Annotated in this window: 18 protein-coding genes and 1 pseudogene; 7 read left to right on the forward strand and 12 right to left on the reverse strand. The window is 55.3% G+C overall.

What is annotated here, in order from left to right; all coding sequences use genetic code 11:
- Positions 1-97 precede the first annotated feature (97 nt).
- Positions 98-2,503 carry a maltodextrin phosphorylase gene (gene malP, locus P3C52_RS01610; protein ID WP_275553481.1) on the forward strand — a complete coding sequence of 802 codons (2,406 nt, stop codon included), beginning with the start codon at positions 98-100 and terminating at the stop codon, positions 2,501-2,503.
- 50 nt (positions 2,504-2,553) lie between these two features.
- A complete protein-coding gene (malQ, locus tag P3C52_RS01615) occupies positions 2,554-4,629 on the forward strand; it encodes a 4-alpha-glucanotransferase (protein ID WP_275553482.1) in 2,076 nt (691 codons plus the stop codon).
- Between the two features lie 115 nt (positions 4,630-4,744).
- Here malQ and P3C52_RS01620 read toward each other — a convergent pair whose 3' ends face one another.
- From P3C52_RS01620 to gntX, 5 genes are all read right to left on the reverse strand, one after another.
- Positions 4,745-5,206, reverse strand: coding sequence for a DUF943 family protein (locus P3C52_RS01620; RefSeq protein ID WP_275553483.1), 462 nt, complete (start codon positions 5,204-5,206; stop codon positions 4,745-4,747).
- Positions 5,206-5,823 (reverse strand): DUF3289 family protein, encoded by a 618-nt coding sequence (locus P3C52_RS01625; protein ID WP_275553484.1) that lies wholly within the window; start codon positions 5,821-5,823, stop codon positions 5,206-5,208. The genes P3C52_RS01620 and P3C52_RS01625 overlap by 1 nt, the downstream gene beginning before the upstream one ends.
- Positions 5,745-6,071: a DUF3289 family protein gene (locus P3C52_RS01630; protein ID WP_343252000.1), complete on the reverse strand. Its 327-nt coding sequence runs from the start codon at positions 6,069-6,071 to the stop codon at positions 5,745-5,747. Before P3C52_RS01630 ends, P3C52_RS01625 begins: the two co-directional genes overlap by 79 nt.
- Before the next feature lie 458 nt (positions 6,072-6,529).
- Positions 6,530-7,105, reverse strand: coding sequence for a Fe-S biogenesis protein NfuA (gene nfuA, locus P3C52_RS01635; protein ID WP_275553485.1), 576 nt, complete (start codon positions 7,103-7,105; stop codon positions 6,530-6,532).
- 58 nt (positions 7,106-7,163) lie between these two features.
- Positions 7,164-7,847: a DNA utilization protein GntX gene (gene gntX, locus P3C52_RS01640; protein WP_275553486.1), complete on the reverse strand. Its 684-nt coding sequence runs from the start codon at positions 7,845-7,847 to the stop codon at positions 7,164-7,166.
- 39 nt (positions 7,848-7,886) lie between these two features.
- Between gntX and bioH the strand changes: the two genes are divergently transcribed.
- Together bioH and P3C52_RS01650 are read left to right on the forward strand one after the other, a co-directional pair.
- Positions 7,887-8,660 carry a pimeloyl-ACP methyl ester esterase BioH gene (bioH, locus tag P3C52_RS01645; RefSeq protein WP_275553487.1) on the forward strand — a complete coding sequence of 258 codons (774 nt, stop codon included), beginning with the start codon at positions 7,887-7,889 and terminating at the stop codon, positions 8,658-8,660.
- Positions 8,661-8,835: 175 nt separating this feature from the next.
- Positions 8,836-9,105, forward strand: a complete 270-nt coding sequence (locus P3C52_RS01650) for a DUF1471 domain-containing protein (RefSeq protein WP_275553488.1) — start codon at positions 8,836-8,838, stop codon at positions 9,103-9,105.
- Between the two features lie 56 nt (positions 9,106-9,161).
- Here P3C52_RS01650 and P3C52_RS01655 read toward each other — a convergent pair whose 3' ends face one another.
- The 4 genes from P3C52_RS01655 to P3C52_RS01670 all read right to left on the reverse strand — a co-directional run bounded on the left by P3C52_RS01655 (position 9,162) and on the right by P3C52_RS01670 (position 15,933).
- A complete protein-coding gene (locus P3C52_RS01655) occupies positions 9,162-10,850 on the reverse strand; it encodes an alpha-amylase family glycosyl hydrolase (protein ID WP_275553489.1) in 1,689 nt (562 codons plus the stop codon).
- 83 nt (positions 10,851-10,933) lie between these two features.
- The gene (gene feoB, locus P3C52_RS01660; RefSeq protein ID WP_275553490.1) at positions 10,934-13,246 is read right to left on the reverse strand and encodes a Fe(2+) transporter permease subunit FeoB; all 2,313 of its coding nucleotides are present in this window, start codon (positions 13,244-13,246) and stop codon (positions 10,934-10,936) included.
- Entirely contained in the window at positions 13,243-13,482 is a 240-nt protein-coding gene (gene feoA, locus P3C52_RS01665; RefSeq protein WP_275553491.1) for a ferrous iron transporter A, read from the reverse strand. Before feoA ends, feoB begins: the two co-directional genes overlap by 4 nt.
- A gap of 126 nt (positions 13,483-13,608) precedes the next feature.
- Positions 13,609-15,933 carry a Tex family protein gene (locus P3C52_RS01670; RefSeq protein WP_275553492.1) on the reverse strand — a complete coding sequence of 775 codons (2,325 nt, stop codon included), beginning with the start codon at positions 15,931-15,933 and terminating at the stop codon, positions 13,609-13,611.
- 190 nt (positions 15,934-16,123) lie between these two features.
- On the opposite strand from P3C52_RS01670, the gene greB reads away from it, so the two are divergent.
- A complete protein-coding gene (gene greB / locus P3C52_RS01675) occupies positions 16,124-16,624 on the forward strand; it encodes a transcription elongation factor GreB (RefSeq protein ID WP_275553493.1) in 501 nt (166 codons plus the stop codon).
- 125 nt (positions 16,625-16,749) lie between these two features.
- Here greB and yjbE read toward each other — a convergent pair whose 3' ends face one another.
- Positions 16,750-16,986 carry an exopolysaccharide production protein YjbE gene (yjbE, locus tag P3C52_RS01680; RefSeq protein ID WP_275553494.1) on the reverse strand — a complete coding sequence of 79 codons (237 nt, stop codon included), beginning with the start codon at positions 16,984-16,986 and terminating at the stop codon, positions 16,750-16,752.
- Positions 16,987-17,523: 537 nt separating this feature from the next.
- Here yjbE and ompR point away from each other — a divergent pair.
- Both ompR and envZ read left to right on the forward strand, forming a co-directional pair.
- On the forward strand, positions 17,524-18,243 hold the full coding sequence (ompR, locus tag P3C52_RS01685; protein ID WP_038629697.1) for a two-component system response regulator OmpR: 720 nt from the start codon (positions 17,524-17,526) through the stop codon (positions 18,241-18,243).
- Positions 18,240-19,616, forward strand: coding sequence for a two-component system sensor histidine kinase EnvZ (gene envZ / locus P3C52_RS01690; RefSeq protein ID WP_275553495.1), 1,377 nt, complete (start codon positions 18,240-18,242; stop codon positions 19,614-19,616). Before ompR ends, envZ begins: the two co-directional genes overlap by 4 nt.
- Positions 19,617-19,774: 158 nt before the next feature.
- Here the strand turns inward: envZ and pckA are convergent.
- Positions 19,775-21,393: pseudogene (pckA, locus tag P3C52_RS01695) on the reverse strand (phosphoenolpyruvate carboxykinase (ATP)).
- 381 nt (positions 21,394-21,774) lie between these two features.
- Entirely contained in the window at positions 21,775-22,653 is an 879-nt protein-coding gene (hslO, locus tag P3C52_RS01700) for an Hsp33 family molecular chaperone HslO (protein WP_275553496.1), read from the reverse strand.
- Between the last annotated feature and the right edge of the window lie 14 nt (positions 22,654-22,667).

The following is a 22,667-nucleotide window of genomic DNA, read 5'->3' on the forward strand; positions in this document are numbered from 1 at the left end:
TTGAATCTGGCGACAGGAGGATGTTGCCCGATCGGGTTAACGTCAGCATATGTGTATCAATTTTTTGCGAAACCATTCACTTACCGGAAGAGACTTTATGTCGCAGCAAAAATTTAATAAGGCACGTTTTGAAGCGGCGTTAACGCGCCAGTGGCAATACCTGGGTCTGAACAGCGCCAGCGAGATGACTCGCCATCAATGGTGGCAGGCGGTCAGCGCGGCCTTAGCCGAACTACTGGCGGCGCAGCCAGTGGCGAAACCGGCGAAAAATCAGCGCCACGTTAACTATATTTCGATGGAATTTCTGATCGGCCGTCTGACCGGCAATAACCTGATTAACCTTGGCTGGCATGACGACGTGCAGGCGCTGCTCTCAGAGCAGGGCATTGCGCTAAGCGATCTGCTGGAGGAGGAGGTCGATCCAGCGCTGGGCAACGGTGGTCTGGGACGGCTGGCAGCCTGCTTCCTCGATTCGATGGCGACGGTTGGCCAGTCCGCTATCGGTTACGGGCTTAACTATCAGTACGGCCTGTTCCGCCAGTCTTTTGACGAGGGCCAACAGCGCGAAGCGCCGGACAACTGGCAGCGCGATCGTTACCCGTGGTTCCGGCATAACGCCGCGCTGGATGTGAATGTTGGTATCGGCGGCAAAATCGTGAAAACCAGCGACGGCTCCCAGCGTTGGGAACCGGGATTTGTTATTCGCGGCGAAGCCTGGGATCTGCCGGTTATCGGCTATCGCAATGGCCTGACGCAGCCGCTGCGCCTGTGGCAGGCGACGCATCTGCATCCGTTTGATTTGACGCTGTTTAACGATGGCAAATTCCTGCAGGCGGAGCAGCAGGGCATCGACGCCGCGAAGCTGACCAAAGTACTCTATCCGAACGACAACCATCAGGAAGGGAAGCGCCTGCGCCTGATGCAGCAATATTTCCAGTGCGCCTGCTCGGTCGCAGATATTCTGCGGCGCCATCACCAGGCGGGACGCGCGCTGGCAGAGCTGCCCGATTATGAAGTGATTCAGCTTAATGATACCCATCCCACCATCGCCATCCCTGAAATGCTGCGCGTACTGCTGGATGAGCATCAGCTGAGCTGGGACGACGCCTGGCAGATCACCAGCAATGTTTTTGCCTATACCAACCACACATTGATGCCGGAAGCGCTGGAGCGCTGGGACGAACGGCTGGTGCGCTCACTGCTGCCGCGTCATTTCGCCATCATTAAAGAGATCAACCAGCGCTTTAAAAAAGTGGTGGAAAAGCAGTGGCCGGGCGATGAGAAGGTCTGGCAAAAACTGGCGGTGCTGCACGATAAACAGGTACGAATGGCGAACCTTTGCGTGGTCAGCGGCTTTGCCGTTAACGGCGTGGCGGCGCTGCACTCCGAGCTGGTCGTCAAGGATCTCTTCCCGGAATATCACCAGCTGTGGCCGCATAAATTCTTTAACGTCACCAACGGCATTACGCCGCGCCGCTGGCTGAAGCAGTGCAATCCGGCGCTCTCCGCGCTGATTGATGAAACACTGGGCAACAGCGACTGGGTGACGCATCTGGATTCCTTACAGGCACTGGAGCCGTACGCGGACGATCCGGCGTTTCGCCAGCGCTATCGCCAGATCAAACATGACAACAAGCAGCGTCTGACCGACTACATTCGTCAGGTCACTGGCATTGAGGTGAATCCCGACGCGCTGTTTGATGTGCAAATTAAACGTCTGCACGAATATAAACGTCAGCATCTGGGGCTGCTGCATATCCTGCACTGCTACCGTCAGCTGCGCGATAACCCGCAGCTGGACAAAGTGCCGCGCGTTTTCCTGTTCGGCGCAAAAGCCGCACCGGGTTATTACCTGGCAAAAAACATTATCTATGCCATTAATAAAGTAGCCGAGGTGATCAATAACGATCCGCTGATTGGCGATCGGCTGAAGGTGGTGTTTATCCCTGATTACCGCATTACCGTAGCGGAGATGATGATCCCGGCGGCGGATCTCTCAGAGCAGATCTCCACGGCGGGCTACGAAGCGTCCGGCACCGGCAATATGAAGCTGGCGCTGAACGGAGCGCTGACCATCGGCACGCTGGACGGGGCGAATGTGGAAATAGCCGAACAGGTGGGCGAGGAGAATATCTTTATCTTCGGCAACACCGTAGATGAGGTGAAAGCCCTGAAGGCTAACCGCTACGACCCGAAAAAACTGCGCAAGAAAGATAAGCATCTCGACGCGCTGCTGAAAGAGCTGGAAAAAGGCCATTTCAGCCAGGGCGACAAGCATGCTTTCGACTTGCTGATGGAGAGCCTGACCAAAAACGGCGATCCCTGGCTGGTGCTGGCGGATTTCGCCGACTATATCGCCGCGCAGGAACGCGTTGAAGCGCTGTGGCGCGATCGGGAAGCCTGGACGCGCACCGCCATTCTCAATACCGCGCGTACCGGAATGTTCAGTTCCGACCGCTCCATCCGCGATTACCAACAGCGAATCTGGCAGAGCAAACGTTAAGGGCGAGCGGCGCAGGCCGCTCAGTGTAGAAGTCGGATTCAGGAAGCGTTATGGATTTAACTCAACTTGAGAAGGACGCCAGCGCGGCCGGGATTGCTGCCAGCTATATCAATGCCAAAGGCGAGCCGGAGGCCATCGGCAACGAAACCCGGCAGCTGTTGCTGAAAGCGATGGGCTTTCCCAGAGCCGCCAGCACGACGCCGGTTCCCGCTGTTAAAGTTTTTAGCGGACGCCGTAAGCGCGCCATTGAGGTGAGCGGCCGCGGTCAGTTCAACTGGCTGTTGGAAACAGAAAACGGCAAGACATATCAGGGCGAGGCGCAAGGCGGGGAGACCTTTGCGCTGCCGCCGCGTTTACCGCAGGGCTACCATCAGCTCACCCTGAAACAGGGGAAAAAGCAGTGGGCCTGCCGGGTGATCATTGCGCCGCAGCGCTGCTATGAACCGCAGCCGCTACTGAATGGTGAGAAACTGTGGGGCGCCTGCGTGCAGCTTTATACGCTGCGCTCGGCGCGCAACTGGGGCATCGGCGATTTCGGCGATTTAAGCGTGATGCTGGGGCAGTTGGCCGATCGCGGCGGCGATTTTATCGGTCTTAACCCGATTCATTCGCTTTATCCTGCCAGCCCGGAAAGCGCCAGTCCTTACAGTCCCTCTTCGCGGCGCTGGATGAATATCATCTATATCGACGTGGAGCGCGTGCCTGATTTCCAGCACAGCGAGGCGGCGCAGCGCTGGTGGAAAAAGAAGGAAACGCAGCGTCGGGTACAGGCGGCGCGTGATGCAGAGTGGGTCGATTATGGCGCGGTTAACCAGCTAAAAACAGAAGGGCTACGGCTGGCGTGGGCGCAGTTTGCAACCCGCGACGAACAGGATGAGACGCGCCGCCATTTTGAAGCCTTTATCGAGGCGGGCGGCAGCAGTCTATACAGTCAGGCGGCCTATGACGCGCTGCATGCGGCGATGTTGCGCGAAAGCAGCGATCGCTGGGGCTGGCCCGCCTGGCCGGAAGAATATCGCCATGCGGAAAGCGCGGCGGTGCAGCAGTTCTGCCGCGAAAATGCGGAGGAAGTGCGCTTCTGGCTGTGGCTACAATGGCTGGCTAACCGCCAGTTTGACGAATGCTGGCAGGTTTGCCAGCAGCGCGGTATGTCGGTCGGCCTCTACCGCGATCTGGCAGTTGGCGTGGCGGAAGGCGGTTCGGAAACCTGGTGCGATCCCGATCTCTACTGCCTGAAAGCATCAGTCGGCGCGCCGCCGGATATTCTGGGGCCGCTGGGACAAAACTGGGGCCTGCCGCCGATGGATCCGCATGTAATGACGGCGCGCGCTTATCAACCGTTTATCGATATGCTGCGCGCAAATATGGCCAGCTGCGGCGCGTTGCGCATCGATCATGTGATGTCGATGCTGCGCCTGTGGTGGATCCCGTATGGCATGACCGCCAACCACGGCGCCTATGTCTCCTATCCGGTGGACGATCTGCTGGCGATTCTGGCACTGGAAAGCCAGCGAAATCGCTGCATGGTGATCGGCGAGGATCTGGGAACGGTGCCGCAGGAAATTATCGGCAAGCTGCGTCGCAGCGGGATCTATTCCTGGAAGGTTCTCTACTTTGAGCAGGAGAGCGCCGACAGCTATCGCGCGCCGCAGCAATGGCCGCGGCAGTCAATGGCCAGCGCGACGACCCACGATTTGCCAACGCTGCGCGGCTTCTGGAGCGCGGGCGATTTGACGCTGGGCGAGGAGCTGGGACTCTATCCCGACAAGGTGGTGCTGAAAGGATTGTATGAAAACCGCGAGCGGCAGAAGCAGGCGTTGCTGAAAGCGCTGCACGAGCAGGGCTGCGTGCCGAAGAAGCTGGGCAAACGGGCCGCCACGCTGCCGATGTCGCCAGAGCTGAACCGCGGCATGCAGCGCTATATTGCCGAAAGCAACAGCGCGCTGCTCGGCCTGCAGCCGGAAGACTGGCTGGATATGGAAAAGCCGGTCAATGTGCCGGGTACGGTGGATCAATATCCTAACTGGCGGCGCAAACTAAGCCGCACGCTGGAAGAGATGTTCAGCGATGAACAGATTAACCGGCTGATTAAGGATCTTGACCAGCGGAGACGGGCACCAAACTGAATATAGGTAACCATCAAGCCCGACCAGTCCGATAAAAGCTGGTCGGGTATATTTGTTGTGTTAAGTCAGGTTGCAGCGCTGACCTAATGCCAATGAACTATCCTGATTTCAGCGCTTAAAATTCCCTTTTTAATTCGGTAATTCGGCCATCTGCAAACCGAATATAGGCAGAACTGCCAAAGGCGAATCGGGTGCTACCATCACGATTGCGGCCAATTGTTAACAATATCTCTTTATCGATGCAGTTTTTAGGCGGCTTCATATCGTCAAAACAGAGCATATCGTTCTCATCCTCTTCCCGGTAGCCGGTGCCAAAGGCAAAAACAGTAAAGTTCGTTGGTCCTCCCGCCTCGCCAGAGGGAATATGATATTTTTCCCGGATAGCGTTCTGGTTTGTCAGCCACCAGTTAATCGCCGATGTGGCGGTAATGGGTAAGTGATCAACCAAAATTGCGGCAGAATATGTGCCGTGATGCGCATCAATAACGTTAACGCGTCGGTTATCCAGATAGAGATAAATGCCCACAGCAGCAACAATAAGCAGGGTTAAAATTTTAAGAGATGTTCTTTTACTCATTAACGGCCTCCCTGGATTTCTACCGTGGCTTCCATATTGGTGAAAAATGGGCGAAAGCCGAATTGATCAAAGCGCTGTAGAATAAACCATATCCTGAAAAACTGGAATTGATTGAATTTAATGTTTGTAATGTCGTTTACGTCCAGCCCAAAGTGATCCTGCCCTGTATAACGTATCTGCGCACGCCAGCCTTTCTCACTGATTTGCAGGCTTAATAAATCTATACGTGTAGCATATACATCATGTATGGTAATACCTAGCCCATTGATTTTATCTAATATCATTGAGCTAAATTTTGGCAGGATCCTATAGCCGATTTCTTCAGTTATCGCAGGAAACGTTTCCGGAGGAACAGTGTTTCTCATATAATCAACACGCTGATTAATTATCTCCTGAATGGCAGTTAGGGTACTGTTTTTTGTCTTATCATTAATGATTTTTGCCTTATAAGCCGCGTTAAGCTGCATATCGGTAAATGGCGTACCGGTAGAGCGCTGGAAATGCTGAAGCATTCGATTAATCAAATACTTCCAGGGACCTACGCATGCAAAGGGCAATGAGGTAACCTGCATCTCTTCAAATAATAGCGTGGCGCACTGTTGCGCACTGTTGCGCACTGTTGCGCACTGAGCGTGCTGCTGCGTCGGTTATCGCCATATGCGCCGAAAAATCGCGAATGAGGATTAGCAAAAGCCGTTAGACGGGTCATTGTCCAGGGATCGATTACATTAGAGATATTGCTAAGCCTGAACTCTTTTTTAAGACATGCAGCACTCATATCGCCATACCGCATATCATCCGTCCCATAGTCGTTAAATCGATGTTCTGTAGCATAAAGCTTTTGCGGGAAGGTAATTTTAACCATGTCACTAATTCCTTGTGGATATTGTTCCCTGACTCTTTCAGCTGAACTTTTATTTAAAAAATCATAGCTATTGAATAATAGCGAGCAATGAATTTTTAAACAACTCTGCAAAAATATAAATATAAAGCAAGTGTCGTAAAATATATTCTGACTCAGCAATATCCGCTGTTATTCTACTTTAAATAGAGCTGCGGAGATTTTTTCTTACTTAATGTCATTATAATTGGGAAGGAGTTTGTTTTATTTTTATATAGTTTATTATTTATGAATTAATAGCTGGAGGCTTTACCCAAAGCGTGGCTAATCGTTAGCGTAACAGAATATTATTATTTCCTTTAGCTGATGGCTTTTATTTGCCAACAGAAAGGCGACCCGTAAGTCGCCTTTCAGCATTTTGCGCATTTCTGAATTAGTCAGAAAATGCGCGCTTATTGTCAGCGGAGCCGCCAGGCCCACGCTTAATAATAAGAATGTTCGCCGCGCTGATGTTCGGTCAGATCGCGTACGCCTTTCAGCTCAGGGAAAGCGGCCAGCAGCTCTTTTTCAATCCCTTCTTTCAGCGTAACGTCGACCATCGAACAGCCGTTACAGCCGCCGCCGAATTGCAGGATCGCATAACCTTCATCGGTGATTTCCATCAGCGTGACGCGGCCACCGTGACCGGCCAGCTGCGGGTTGATCTGCGCCTGTAACAGGTATTCAACGCGTTCTAGCAGCGGCGCGTCGTCAGCCACCTTACGCATTTTGGCGTTAGGCGCTTTCAGCGTCAGCTGTGAGCCAAGATTATCGGTAACGAAATCGATCTCGGCATCTTCCAGATAAGGCGCGCTCAGCTCATCCACATAGGCGGAAAGCTTTTCAAACTTCAGTTCGGTATCGCTTGGCTCCACCGCATCCGGCGGGCAGTAAGAGACGCCACATTCGGCAGTTGGCGTGCCCGGATTAATCACGAACACGCGGATTTGAGTGCCTTCTTCCTGATTTGAAAGCAGTTTTGCAAAATGCTCCTGGGCGGCATCGGTAATTCGGATCATGGCAGTTGCTCAATAGTTGACTAATTTAGTTGGTTATAATACGCCCATCGCCGACGCTCTACAAGGTACGGCAAAGGCACCAAATCTGGACGCTGGCCGCGCCAGCGCGCATCAGCAGGCGACTGATTTCCGCCGCCGTGCTGCCGGTGGTGACCACATCATCGATCAGCACGATGTGGCGATCCTGTACGGGAATTTCAAGCTGAAAGGCATCGCGCAGGTTTCTCTTGCGGGCGCGTGCATTAAGCTGGTGCTGAACGCGAACGGCACGACGGCGCGTTAATCCTTGCGGACGATAATCGCAGCCCAGCCAGCGCGCCAGCGGCTGCGCCAGCAGATCGACCTGATTAAATCCCCGGCGCCAGGCGCGTTGATGATGCAACGGAACCGCCAGCAGTAAATCAGGACGCGACAGGCCGCGCTCTCGCCTGACCGCCAGCCAGCTTAGCAAAATCAGCCGCGCCAGCATCACAGAGAGTGCGGTTATGCCGGAGAATTTATGGCGCGCAATGAGCAGGCTGAGCGGCGGGCAATAATGGCTGACGGCGATCAGCCGTTGCCACGGCGGGGGACGACGCAAACAGTGACCGCAGGGAAGCAGCGGATCGCCTGCGGGCAAGCCGCAGCGCGGGCAGCACGGCGGCAGCGGCGGCAAGGCGCGCAGGCAGTAGCTGCATAGCCCGTGTACAGGCATTTTCAGCGGCATCTGGCATAGCCAACAGCCTCCCTGCATTGGTAGCATAGCGACCTCCTTAATTTAGCGACAATGAGACAATAACTGATGGCGCAGCTTTACTGGCACACTACCGGCACCGGCAATCGCGATCTTGTGCTGCTACACGGATGGGGACTGAACGCGGAAGTCTGGCGTTGCATTATGGCGCCGCTCAGCGCACATTTTCGCCTGCACGTTGTGGATCTGCCGGGCTTTGGCCGCAGTCAGGGATTCGGCGCGTTAACGCTGGATGAAATGGTTGAGGCTTTGCTGCCGCAGCTGCCGGAACAGGCGATTTACCTCGGCTGGTCTCTGGGCGGATTAGTGGCCAGCCGTCTGGCGCTGCGCTGGCCGCAGCGCGTTACCGGTCTGATTACCGTCGCCTCTTCGCCCTGTTTCACCGCCAATGCGGAAAACTGGCCGGGCATTAAGCCGGAGACGTTGGCCGGTTTCCAGCAGCAGCTGAGCCACGATTATCAGCGTACCGTCGAGCGGTTTCTGGCGTTGCAAACGTTAGGGACGCCCAGCGCCAGGCAGGATGCGCGCGCGCTAAAAGAGGTGGTGCTGTCGCAGCCGATGCCGCCGGTTGACGTGTTGGCCGGCGGGCTGGAGATATTACGCAGCGTTGATTTACGCGAGGAGATGGAAACGCTTGAGGTGCCGTTGCTGCGCATTTATGGCTATCTCGACGGCCTGGTGCCGCGCAACGTCGCCGCACTGCTCGATCGGCGCTGGCCCGCAAGTGCTTCGCTGGTAATGGAAAAAGCGGCGCACGCGCCTTTTATTTCGCATCCGCAGGATTTTTGCGCAGCGGTAACGCAGTTCAGCGCTTCAGTTTAAGAAACTTTATCCCTTTAGCTGGCAAAATATCACCGGGCGTTAATACTTGAAGCTGAGCAAGGCCGCTGATTATGACTGATAACGTCTGCCAGGGAGCAGGGCGCTATTCTCCCTATTTCATTCTATTCATTCGGCGGTCCTGAGTTTTTCCGTTAACTTAAGACGAAGGTGAACTATGAATATGATTAAAGCTGCGGTTGTAACTTGTCTGTTGGGTGGACTCTCATTTTCCGCGCTGGCGGCGCAGGAAGTGACGAAAGAAGACGTGCAGAAAATGAATCTGGAAAAAATCGGCACGGTGAATACCACGGCGGAAACCACCTCGCCGATGGATGCTAAACGTGAACTGTCAAAAATGGCGGACGAGAAAGGCGGCAAATATTTTCTGGTTATCGCCGGACGTGAGCATGGCAAGTTCAGCGCCACGGCTGACGTCTACAAGTAATGCTTTAGCAGGCATATGCGTTATGCCTGCTTATCCTTTTCTGCGCCTGAATTGTTTTATCCCTTCAGCCATAAATAGTGCCAGGGCGGCAACGTGACCGGCTGAGCGCCATCAATCAACTTCTGTTCGATAATATCCCGATACTTCTTCCCATCCGGCAGCGTGGCATTGACGCTTTTATCGCTCAGATTAAACACACACAGCAAACTGTTCTCTCCATCCGCCGAATAGCGCCGCATCATCAGCAGCGTATTTTCGCTATCAAGGATCGCCATTGGGTTATCGGGATGGAAGGCGGGCTGACGCGTGCGCAGTTGGATAAGCGCGCTGAGACGGTTAAAGACCTGCTGGCGCAGGTAGTCGCCGCCCGACAGCGCTTTTTCTATTGCTGAGAGGGCATATTTTTCGCGGTTGATGGCGCGGTTATGACCAGCCACTCTGACGCCTTCCCGATCGTTGCGTGAGCCGAGAATGCTCTGGATGTAGATGGCGGGCACGCCGGGAAAGGCGAGCAGAATCGCGTGCGCCAGCATAAAACGTCGGATACGCGTGTCATCGTCATCGTCCTGCTTGTTCAGCGCATCCATATAGGTGACGTTGATTTCATACGGGCTGGTGGTGCCGTCCGGGTTATTTTTGTAGGAGATCAGAGCGCCTTCCAGCGCCAAATCGCGCACCAGCGAAACAATCTCTACTTCCGGCAGAATGCCGCGCGCCGGGTTAAGGCCGATACCATCGTGCGAGGCGAGAAAATTAAAAAAGGTTGTCGTGCCGTCGCCCAGATCGAGACCGGCGGCCCACTGACGCAGCGCGCGCGCCGAGCCGTTATGAATGGCGTGCAGCACCAGCGGCGGCAGCGAAAACTGGTAAACCATCTGCGCCTCATCCTGGCCGTTGCCAAAATAGCTGATATTGTCCTGATGCGGCACGTTGGTTTCGGTAATGATCACCGTACCTGGCGCTACCACATCGGCAATGGCGCGGAACAGTTTCACCAGCAGATGGGTATTTTCCAAGTGAATACAGCGGGTGCCGGGCGTTTTCCACATATAGCCGACCGCATCCAGCCGGACATAATCAGCCCCTTTTTTCAGGTATTCCAGCAGCACGTCAATCATGCGGATCAGCACTTCCGGGCTGGCAAAATTGAGGTCGATCTGATCGGCGCTAAAGGTGGTCCAGATATAGTGCGTTTCGCCGTTCGCCTTGACGAAAGGCGTCAGCAGCGGTGACGTGCGCGGACGGGTAACGCCGCTTAAATCGGTGCCGGGCGGCATACTGATAAAGAAATCGTCCCAGCCGGGATCGCAGGCCAGATAATGCTTAAACCAGGCGCTGTGCGAAGAGATATGGTTACAGACAAAATCGAACATCAAACGCGTATGGGTATGCAGTTCGGCCACGTTGCGCCACTCGCCGCATATCGGATTGACCTGATGATAGTCAATCACCGAAAAACCATCGTCGGAAGACCAGGGAAAGAAAGGCAGCAGATGCACCAGATTAAATGTGGATTCCAAATGCTGCTGGTAAAAACGCGAAAAGGTCGCCAACGTTGGCGCTTCCGGCTCGCGAAACTGATCGGCATAGGTGATCAGCACCACGTCTTTTTCATCCCAGTGCGGCTTACGCGGCTTTTTTATAGCATCACGGGCGGCGCGAATGTGTGACAGCAGGCGTTCCCGCGCAGCCATCGGAAAGGAATTCAGGTAGATCTTATCGATTAAGTTATTGATAATATCCATGTTTACCCGGCGGGCTACAGCGTTAAGTTCGCAAAGGCGTTAGATTTTACTGTAGACCGCCGGGCTAAAATCGCAACCGCTGACTAATGGCAGACGCCGCTTTTTACCGGCTGCTCATAATTTTCCACGGGCAGTATGCGAATCGGAATGCGCTGCGGCGGCAGTTTAATGCGGCGTAACAGCAGCAACAACGCGCCGTTGAACAGCAGCACCAGCAGGATAGTCAGGCTGCTGGCGAGCGGCTGCTCGCCGATGCGCGAGAACTGCCAGAACAGCGTCGCCAGCGAATAAGCGACGTTCAGCCCCCAAAGAATGGAAAAGCCCATCCAGCGGCGGCTGCTTTCACGGGCAATCGCGCCCATCACCGATACGCACGGAATATAGAGCAGCACAAACAGCAGATAGCTAAAGGCGGCGGCATCGCTGCCAAATTGTTGGCTCATCTGGCCCATCGCGCCGCCCGCCATTTCGCCGTCGCCCTTGCTGGCCTCAATCGGGTTCGCCAATACGCTCAGACTGAATGTCTCTTTCAGTCCTTGCCAGGTTTCGCTGACCGCATCGGACAGCTCTGCCGTCAGGCTCCACTCATTAACGTCGAAAGGGGCTTCCTGTAAGGCCTCGGCGGTGTAAAGCGTATTCAGCGTGCCGACCACCACTTCTTTCGCCATCGCGCCGGTCAGCAGGCCCACCGACGCCTGCCAGTTATCCGGCTGTATGCCGATAGGCTGCAGCAGCGGCGTCATGATGCGGCTGACGCTGGCCAGCGCCGAATCGTTAATGCTGTTGACCGGCTGCCCGTTAAAGGAAAAGCTGTTCAGCCCGCCGATAAGAATGCTGACGATCACGATGACTTTACCGGCGCGCAACACGAAGCTTTTCAGGCGCTGCCAGGCCTGCAACAGCAGGCTTTTCAGATGCGGCACGTGCCAGCTCGGCAGCTCCATAACGAACGGCGAAGCTTCGCCGCGCAGCAGCGTATGCTTGAGCAGCAGGCCGGTCAGCACCGCCATGACAATGCCGGTCAGATAAAGGCTGAACACCACCAGCGCGCCGTGTGAACCAAAAAAGGCGGCGGCGAAAACAGCAAAAATCGCCAGCCGCGCGCCGCAGGAGATAAAGGGCGCCATCATCACCGTAATCAGCCGTTCACGCGGCGCATCCAGCGTGCGTGCGCCCATCACCGACGGCACGTTGCAGCCAAAACCGACGATCAGCGGCACGAAAGATTTACCCGGCAGGCCAAGCGACTGCATCAGCCGATCGACCACAAAAGCGGCGCGCGCCATATAGCCGGAATCTTCCATAAAGGAGAGAAACAGATACATCAAACCGATCTGCGGCACCAGCGGCAGCACCGTATTGATGCCGCCGCCCACACCCTGTGCGAGAAACAGCGTCAGCCAGACCGGGAAATGCAGCGTGGCGCCGAGCCACTGCGTACCGTGAATAAACAGCGCCGCCGAGCCGACGTCAAACAGCGGCTGCAGCGCGCCGCCAATATTGATCGCCAGCAGAAACATCAGATACATCATCAGCAAAAAGACCGGAATGCCCAGCCAGCGGTTCAGTACGATCTTATCAAGCCGCTGCGATAGCTGGTGCGGGGCGGCTAAATGCTGATTGCTGACGTTGGCGCAAATCGACGCCAACAGCTGATAGCGTGCGGCGACAATGGAGACGGCGGCTTCCTGCGCCAGCCCGGTCTCCACTTCTGCCAGCCGCTGCAGCGCCAGATCGCTTACCTGCTGACGGCTGTAAATGTCGCCTTCCAACAGCTGTAACGCCAGCCAGCGCCGCCGCTGACGGCTTTCGCTTACCGACATCGCCGCTGCCAGCCGATCGACAGCGTCATTCAGTAGCGCGGGATAGGGCACTTCCAGCGGCGCGCAGGTGCTAATTCCTTGATCAATCAGTTGCTTCAGCTGCTCCAGTCCGCTGCCGCGTGTTGATACGACCGGCACCACCGGACAGCCGAGACGCTGCGCCAGCGCCGGAATATCGATGCTGATTTTCTGGCTTTCTGCCATGTCCAGCATATTCAGCGCCACAATGCAGGGCACGCCCAGTTCGCGCAATTGCAGGGTGAGATAAAGATTGCGCTCCAGGTTGCAGGCGTCCACCACGTTAATCAGCAGATCTGCCTGCTGGCTCAGCACGAAGTGGCAGGCGATCTGCTCATCAAGCGAGGCCTGCTGGGAAATGGTGGTCAGCGAATAGGTACCGGGCAGGTCGATAAGATTCACCCGCGTTTGGCCAGCGGTGAAAAAACCTTCTTTGCGCTCAACGGTGACGCCAGCCCAGTTGCCGACGCGCTGACGGGCGCCGGTGAGCTGATTAAACAGCGTGGTTTTACCGGCGTTGGGATTGCCTAACAGACCGACAGTACAGGTTTTCATGCGGCCTCCATCGGAGCCATTGGCTGCAACTGCAGCAGCGCCAAATCCTTTTTGCGCAGCATTAAACTTACGCGTCCCGCCTGAATCTGCAGCGGATCACCCAGCGGGGCAATGCGTAGCACCTGAAAGCAGGAACCGGGCAGCAGGCCGAGGGAAAGCAGCTTTTGGCGATAAGCGGGACTGACGGCGGATGAAAAGCCGAGAATTTGATAGTGTTGGCGGGCAAGCAGAGACATGAAAGGTACCTCATTGACTGTCGCGTAGTACGACAATGACAAAACGGCACCATATTAATGAGAATAATTATCGTTAATGTTGATTTAAAACAAACAACGAGGGCGGCGCGAGGCCGCCCTTACGTTTTAGCGCTTCTTACCGAAGGCGGCGGCCAGCGCATCGCCCATGGCGCTGTTGCCAGGTGCCGTGCTGGCGGCACGCGGACGCGGTTTAGCCGCCGGACGGTTATTACCACGATCCTGCGTACGTGGCGCACCGCGCGCCGCGGTTTCGCCTGGCTGCTCGTCAAGACGCATGGTCAGCGCGATGCGTTTGCGTTGAAGATCGACTTCCAGCACCTTAACTTTGACGATATCGCCTGCTTTCACCACGGTATGCGGATCTTCGACAAATTTGTCGGAAAGCGAAGAGATATGCACCAGGCCATCCTGATGGACGCCAATATCCACGAATGCGCCGAAGTTGGTCACGTTGGTCACCGCACCTTCCAGTACCATGCCCGGCTGCAGATCGTTCATGGTTTCTACGCCTTCGGCAAACTGTGCTGTTTTGAATTCCGGGCGCGGATCGCGGCCTGGTTTCTCCAGCTCTTTGATAATGTCGCTGACCGTCGGCACGCCGAAACGCTCATCGGTAAAATCGACCGCTTTAAGGTTGCGCAGCTCAGTCGGATTGCCCATCAGCTCGCGCAGTGACTGGCGGGTCGCTTCCAGAATACGCTCGACCACCGGATAGGCTTCCGGATGCACAGTAGAAGCATCCAGCGGATTATCGCCGTGGTTAATACGCAGGAAGCCAGCGCACTGTTCAAAGGCTTTCGGGCCGAGACGGCTCACCTTCAGCAGCTGCTGACGGCTGCGGAAGCGACCGTTTTCGTCGCGCCAGTTCACAATGTTTTGCGCCATCATGCGCGTCAGTCCGGCAACGCGGGTCAACAGCGCGACGGAGGCGGTATTCAGATCGACGCCAACGGCGTTAACGCAGTCTTCCACCACCGCATCCAGCTTTTTCGCCAGCTGGTTTTGGCTGACGTCATGCTGATACTGGCCCACGCCAATTGATTTCGGATCGATTTTCACCAGCTCCGCCAGCGGATCCTGCAAACGACGGGCAATTGAGACTGCGCCACGCAGCGAAACATCGAGATCCGGGAACTCCAGCGCTGCCAGTTCGGAAGCTGAGTAGACCGACGCGCCCGCTTCGCTGACGATCACTTTTTGCGCCGTCACCTGCGGGAACTGTTTTTGTACTTCAAGGAAGAAGCGCTCGGTTTCACGTGAAGCGGTGCCGTTGCCGATCGCCACCAGTTCTACCTGATGACGCGTGCAGAGCGCTGCAACCGCCGCCGCCGCTTTGGCCGCCTGGCCGGTGTGCGGATAGATGGTATCGGTCGCGACCAGCTTGCCGGTGGCATCCACTACCGCCACTTTGACGCCGGTACGCAGGCCCGGATCGAGGCCCATGGTGGCGCGCATGCCCGCTGGAGCCGCCATCAGCAGATCGTGCAGGTTACGGGCAAAGACATTAATCGCTTCTTCTTCCGCACGCTCGCGCACGCTGCCCATCAGCTCGGTCTCCAGATGCAGCAGCACTTTAATGCGCCACGTCCAGCTCACCACCGCTTTACGCCAGCTGTCCGCCGGCGCGTTATTCAGGCGCAGGTTAAGGTGTTCGCTAATCAGCTGCTCGCCGTAGCTTTCACGCGGCGGCTCATCAAACTGCGGATCGGGATTGAGCGAGAGCTGCAATACGCCTTCGTTGCGGCCACGGAACATCGCCAGCGCGCGGTGCGACGGTACGGTAGCCAGCGCTTCATGATGATCGAAGTAGTCGCGGAATTTCGCGCCTTCTTCCTCTTTGCCTTCCACAACGCGGGAAACCAGATGGGCATGCTTCCACAGATAATCGCGGACTTTCGCCAGCAGGGCGGCGTCCTCAGCGAAACGCTCCATCAGAATATAGCGCGCGCCGTCCAGCGCCGCTTTCACGTCGGCCACGCCTTTCTCCGCATCGACAAAGCGGGCGGCCAGCTGCTCCGGCTCCTGAGACGGATCCTGCCACAGCGACTCGGCCAGCGGTTCCAGACCGGCTTCAATCGCGATCTGCCCACGCGTGCGGCGCTTCGGTTTATAGGGAAGGTAAAGATCTTCGAGTTCGGTTTTGCTCAGGGTAGCATTAATCGCGGCGGCAAGTTCATCGCTGAGTTTGCCCTGTTCGGCGACCGATTTCAGGATCGCCTGGCGGCGGTCTTCCAGCTCGCGCAGGTAGCCGAGACGGGTTTCCAGCTGTCGCAGCTGGGTATCATCAAGCCCGCCGGTCACTTCCTTACGATAACGTGCGATAAACGGCACGGTGTTCCCTTCGTCCAGCAGGCGGATTGCGGCATCAACTTGCTCAGCCCGCGCCTGAAGTTCACCTGCAATAATGCGGTTCAGTGAATCATTCATCATCGGTTCAACTATCTTGCTAACAGTGGGTGAGAAATAGCGGACAGTTATACGGATTGACGGGCGAAATTACCAGCGAAGGGGTGCGCTTTAAGCCATATTCCGAGTGGGTTCTCCCACGCGGCGAGAGTGATGTTGTACCATTAGCACAAGGGGCCGCCAGGCCATCAGATTCAGCAGACAGGATGGATGTGTGAAGACGCAACTGATTACCCGTGAAGGTTATAACAAGCTTCGGGCGGAACACGATTATCTGTGGAAGGAAAAGCGCCCGGAGATCACCAAAATCGTCTCCTGGGCGGCCAGCCTGGGCGACCGCTCCGAAAACGCCGATTACACCTATAACAAGCGTCTGCTGCGCCAGATCGATCGCCGCGTGCGCTATCTGCGTAAATGTCTGGCGGAACTAAAGATCGTCGATTACTCCCCGCAGCAGGAGGGCAAAGTCTTTTTTGGCGCCTGGGTGGAAGTGGAGAACGAACAGGGCGAGGTAAAATGCTTTCGCATTGTCGGGCCGGATGAGATCTACGGTGAGGTGAAAAACTATATCTCTGTGGATTCGCCGATGGCGCGCGCGCTGATTAAAAAAGAAGTGGATGACGAAGTGATCGTTAACACGCCGGAAGGGGAAAAATTGTGGTTTATTAACCGCATTGAATATCGACAATCGCCAGATGAGACCAGCGAAAAATAAAAAGAAGCGGAGAATAATGACTTTTTTAATAAAGCCCGGGCAACGCTTATTCTCCGGTGGCGAAAGACTACAGCAACAGAATTTTTATATGTAAAGCTGGGTCTGACCTAATGCCTTAAAAAGCGTTAATGAGGGATGGTACTGGTGGTTGTGGTGGTCGCCGTGCTGGAGCCGTCTCCGCCGCCTGCGGTCGCCAGCGCAAGGCCCAGCAGCGCGCCTACTACGGCGACGCCTTCCGCATCGGAATTTCCCTTCGCTTCGGCGGTGGCCTGCGCGCCGGCAGCTTCGCCGGAAGGTTCATTGGCCATTACGTATCCGCTGACGAACAGGGCCAGTGAGCAAATTAACATTATCTTGTTCATATTTATTCCCGGCTGATAAATAGAGAAAGTTTGCCGGGATGAATATAGGTTTGTCGGGCCTGCGCTGAAAAGCGTTGTTTTTTGAACAATAGGGGCGAGTTAAGTTATTGCTGGATCGAACTTTTATTGGCTGCGAATATTCCTGGCTGAGCGTAACGGTAAAAAAATATCCGCCAGTATTTTCTGCTAATAGTTGGACTCAAGGCGCGCAAAACTGACAGCAAAGGTAGAGTTAAAAACGCCGTTTAACAGGCGAAACGGTTTTGGTAAATGTAAATAATTGATTGCAAGAGTAAATTTTTGCATGGCGCGATCTGAGCCAGTGGTTAAAAGAGTTTTAACGGCTATTTCAGAAAAGACGGATCGAAGCGTTGACGCTTATTCGATAGCGTAAAAGGCAAATAAATACGCGATAAGCTGCTGTTTAATATGCTTTGTAACAATTTCGGCTAGAATATAAACCATTAATGACTGTCACAGCTACGCTTCTTTTTTAACAATACCAGCTCGGGCAATAGCGCCTTTGGGAGTAACGAAATGCAAGAAAACTACAAAATTCTGGTCGTTGATGATGATATGCGTTTGCGCGCGTTGCTGGAGCGCTATCTGACCGAACAGGGTTTTCAGGTGCGCAGCGTCGCTAACGCCGAGCAGATGGATCGCCTGTTAACCCGCGAATCCTTCCACCTTATGGTGCTTGACCTGATGTTGCCAGGCGAAGATGGCCTGTCGATTTGTCGTCGCTTGCGTAGCCAAAGCAATCCAATGCCGATCATTATGGTGACGGCGAAAGGCGAAGAAGTGGATCGCATTGTGGGTCTGGAGATCGGCGCGGATGATTATATTCCGAAGCCGTTCAACCCGCGCGAACTGCTGGCGCGCATTCGCGCCGTACTGCGTCGCCAGGCGAATGAGCTGCCGGGCGCGCCGTCGCAGGAAGAGGCGGTTATCGCCTTCGGCAAATTTAAACTGAACCTCGGCACCCGTGAAATGTTCCGCGAAGATGAGCCGATGCCGTTAACCAGCGGCGAGTTCGCCGTGCTGAAAGCGCTGGTGAGCCATCCGCGCGAGCCGCTGTCGCGCGATAAGCTGATGAACCTTGCGCGTGGCCGCGAATACAGCGCCATGGAACGTTCGATTGATGTTCAGATCTCCCGCCTGCGCCGCATGGTGGAAGAAGATCCGGCGCATCCGCGCTATATCCAGACCGTTTGGGGCCTGGGCTACGTCTTTGTACCGGACGGCACTAAAGCATGAAGCGGCTCCGCTTTTCTCCCCGCAGTTCATTCGCCCGTACGCTGCTGCTGATCGTCACGTTGCTGTTTGTCAGCCTGGTCACCACCTATCTGGTGGTGCTTAACTTCGCCATTCTTCCCAGCCTGCAGCAGTTTAACAAAGTGCTGGCGTATGAAGTGCGTATGTTAATGACCGATCGGCTACAGCTGGAGGACGGCACGCAGCTTGAGGTGCCGCCGGCGTTCCGGCGTGAAATTTACCGCGAGTTGGGGATCTCTCTGTATACCAACGCGGCGGCGGAGGAGAGCGGATTACGCTGGGCGCAGCACTATCAGTTTTTAAGCGATCAGATGGCGCACCAGCTTGGCGGGCCGACGGATGTGCGCGTTGAGGTCAATAAAAATTCGCCGGTGGTCTGGCTGAAGACCTGGCTGTCGCCCGATATTTGGGTGCGCGTGCCGCTGACCGAGATTCATCAGGGCGATTTTTCGCCGCTGTTCCGCTATACGCTGGCGATAATGCTGCTGGCGATCGGCGGCGCCTGGCTGTTTATTCGCATTCAGAACCGGCCTTTGGTGGATCTGGAACATGCGGCCTTGCAGGTGGGCAAGGGTATTATTCCGCCGCCGCTGCGCGAATATGGCGCGTCGGAAGTGCGTTCGGTGACCCGTGCTTTTAACCAGATGGCTTCCGGCGTTAAACAGCTGGCGGACGATCGCACATTGTTGATGGCGGGCGTTAGCCACGATTTACGCACGCCGCTGACGCGCATTCGTCTGGCGACGGAAATGATGGGCGAAGAGGATGGCTATCTGGCGGAGTCGATCAATAAGGATATTGAAGAGTGCAACGCGATTATCGAACAGTTTATCGATTATTTACGCACCGGCCAGGAGATGCAGACCGAGCGCGCCGATCTGAATGCTGTGCTGAATGAAGTGGTGGCGGCGGAGAGCGGCTACGAACGTGAAATCGAAGATGCCGTTATGCCAGGCGAGCTGATGCTGGACATTAACCCGCTTTCCATTAAACGCGCGGCGGCCAATATGGTGGTGAATGCGGCGCGTTACGGTAACGGTTGGATCAAGGTCAGCAGCGGCTATGAGCTACAGCGCGCCTGGTTCCAGGTGGAAGATGACGGCCCAGGCATTAAGCCGGAGCAGCTCAAGCATCTGCTGCAGCCGTTTGTGCGCGGCGACAGCGCCCGCAGCACCAGCGGCACGGGGCTGGGGCTGGCGATTGTACAGCGTATTATCGATGCGCATCAGGGCTCGCTGGATATTGGCGTCAGCGAGCGCGGCGGCCTGCGTATCCGCGCCTGGCTGCCGTTAACGGAGAACGCTCATGCGGTAAGTAGCCCGACTAATGCGCTACCGCCGACAAAAAGCGAATAAAGCAGTCTGCCAACGCTCGCCGTTAGCTGGTTCATCGCTCCTGCGGGCGTCTGCCTGAAATAAAAACCCCCGCCGTTTGGCAGGGGTTTTTTATTTCAGGCTTAAATCACCTTCAGAGCAGAAGGTGACTGTTTTACTTTTAGCATAATACCGTCAGGTTAAATCTGCGGCCCGGCTGATACCAGCGCGGCGCCCGCAGGCGTATCGGTATATTTTTCAAAGTTATTAATAAAGCGCTGCGCCAGATCCAGTGCCGATTTTCCCACTGCGAAGGATCTTCCCAGGTATTGCGTGGATCGAGAAGATGCGCATCGATACCGGCCACCGCGATTGGCATTTCCAGGTTGAAGATCGGCAGCGTTTGGGTTTCCGCCTGCGCCAGTTCGCCGCTCAGGATCGCATTGATAATCGCCCGCGTATCTTTCAGCGAAATGCGTTTGCCGGTGCCGTTCCAGCCGGTATTCACCAGCCAGGCTTCCACGCCTGCGTCCTGCATCCTTTTCACCAGCACTTCCGCATATTTGGTTGGGTGCAGCGTTAAAAATGCCGCGCCAAAGCAGGCGGAGAAAGTTGGCGTCGGCTCCGTTACGCCGCGCTCCGTACCGGCCAACTTAGCGGTAAAGCCGGACAGGAAGTGGTACTGCGTTTGATCGGAGGAGAGACGAGAAACCGGCGGCAGCACGCCAAACGCATCGGCGGTCAGGAAGATCACCTTTTTCGCATGGCCCGCTTTGGAGACCGGCTTAACGATGTTATCGATATGGTAAATCGGATAGGAGACGCGCGTGTTCTCCGTTTTGCTGGCGTCATCAAAATCGATAGAGCCGTCGCTGCGCACCACCACGTTTTCCAGCAGCGCATCGCGGCGGATTGCGTGATAAATCTCCGGCTCCGCCTGCTCTGACAGCTTGATGGTTTTCGCGTAGCAGCCGCCTTCGAAGTTGAACACGCCGTCGTCGTCCCAGCCATGCTCATCATCGCCAATCAACTGACGTTTAGGATCGGTGGAAAGGGTGGTTTTCCCCGTGCCAGAAAGACCGAAGAACACCGCCACGTCGCCCTGTTCGCCCACGTTAGCCGAGCAGTGCATCGAGGCGATCCCTTTCAGCGGCAGCAGGTAGTTCATCACCGCGAACAGGCCTTTCTTCATTTCACCGCCGTACCAGGTGCCGCCGATCAACTGCATTTTTTCAGTGAGGTTAAAAGCGATGAAGTTCTCAGAATGCAGGCCCTGCTGCTGCCAGTTGGGGTTGGTGCATTTCGCGCCGTTCATCACCACGAAATCGGGTGTGAAGCTGGCCAGACTTTCCTCATCGGGACGGATAAACATGTTTTTGACAAAGTGTGCCTGCCAGGCGACTTCGGTAATAAAGCGGACGCTCAGACGGGTATCAGGGTTGGCACCACACCAGGCGTCTACCACAAACAGACGTTTACCGGAGAGCTGTTGCGTGACGCAACCCTTAAGCGCTTGCCAGGTTTCCTGAGACAGGGGCTGATTATCGTTTTTACCTTTGCCCTGATCGTTCCACCACAAGGTGTCGCGGGTCGTATCGTCGCGCACAATATATTTATCTTTGGGTGAGCGTCCGGTGAACACACCGGTATCCACGGCAATCGCCCCGGACTGCGTTAGCGTACCGCGCTCGTAGCCGGACAGACCGGGCAGGGTTTCTTCCTTAAATAAAGTTTCATAATCGGGATTATGGATGACTTCAACCGTATCAGTGATGCCATAAGCGACGAGGTCCTGTGGAGTCAGGCCATTAGGGCGCATATTACTGTTCCTTTATCGGTTTGTACTGCAACAAATGTTGAGGGGACTTGCTGCCACTTGCCGTAAAGCGCCATGAAGCGATTCACGTTGCTTTACAATTGCGGCAGTCTACTCCTGTCAAAAAGCAGCGAAAGGGGCGAATAGCAGAAATGAGAGACGAAACGTTTTTTTATGGAAATTCATCTGAATCCGATGAAAAGTTATGGATAGCAGCGCACAGTTTATAAAACGCTATTTTAATATTTTAGCGGCACGTTATTGTTTTAATTTAAAAACTCCGCCCAGGCTCTTGAGTGGTGCGACACTATAGTGCGCGTGTAGCCTGCCGCTTTGTTAATAAAAAAGGCGGCCAAAGCCGCCCTGGTTTTTGTTAACGATCGATCAGTGAATTTGCGCGCTGCTGCTGCCTGAATCGTTACGGATAGCAGCAATATCAACTGCATCGTAAATATAGTGGCTGCCGCAATAGTCGCAGTGCATATCGATCTGACCATCTTCTTCAAGAATCTGATCAACTTCTGCCTGCGGCAGCGTTTTCAGCACTTCGCCGCAGCGTTCGCGTGAGCAGCTGCACTTAAAGCTGACGTTCTGCGGTTCATAAAGTGTGACTTCTTCCTGGTTATAGAGACGCCACAGCACTTCGTTTGCCGGCAGGCCGATTAGCTCTTCCGTTTTGATAGTCTCCGTCAGCGTCGCCAGATGGTTGAAATCTTCTTTATCAGTATTCTGCGCCGGCAGGACCTGCAGCAGAATACCGCCTGCGCCCGGCTGGCCTTCATGCTCGCCGGTACGGATAAACAGGCGCGTCGGCAGCTGCTCAGAGCGCATAAAGTAATCTTCCAGGCAGGCGGCCAGCGTATCGCCTTCCAGACCGACCACGCCCTGGTAGCGCTCGCCTTTTTCCGGGGAAATGGTGATCACCAGATAGCCGTTGCCGACCATCTCTTTTAGCGTGCTGCCCGGCGCGATTTCGCCCTGAACGCGCGCCACGCCGCGCATTTCCTGGCGGTTATTGCCGTTGATTACCGCCAGCGTCAGCGCGCCGTCGCCCTGCAGCTGAACGGTGATGTCGCCTTCGAATTTCAGCGTGGCGGTCAACAGGCTGGTGGCTACCAGCAGTTCGCCCAGCAGCTGCTGAACCGGCTGCGGATAATCATGACCGGAAACAATCTCGCGCCATGTGTCGGATAAATTAACCAGTTCGCCGCGAACCGCGTGGTTTTCGAACAGGTAACGGTGCATTTGGTCTTGGTGAGCCATAGTTTTTCTCTCGT

Source organism: Mixta sp. Marseille-Q2659, from assembly GCF_940807255.1.
Taxonomy (GTDB): domain Bacteria; phylum Pseudomonadota; class Gammaproteobacteria; order Enterobacterales; family Enterobacteriaceae; genus Mixta.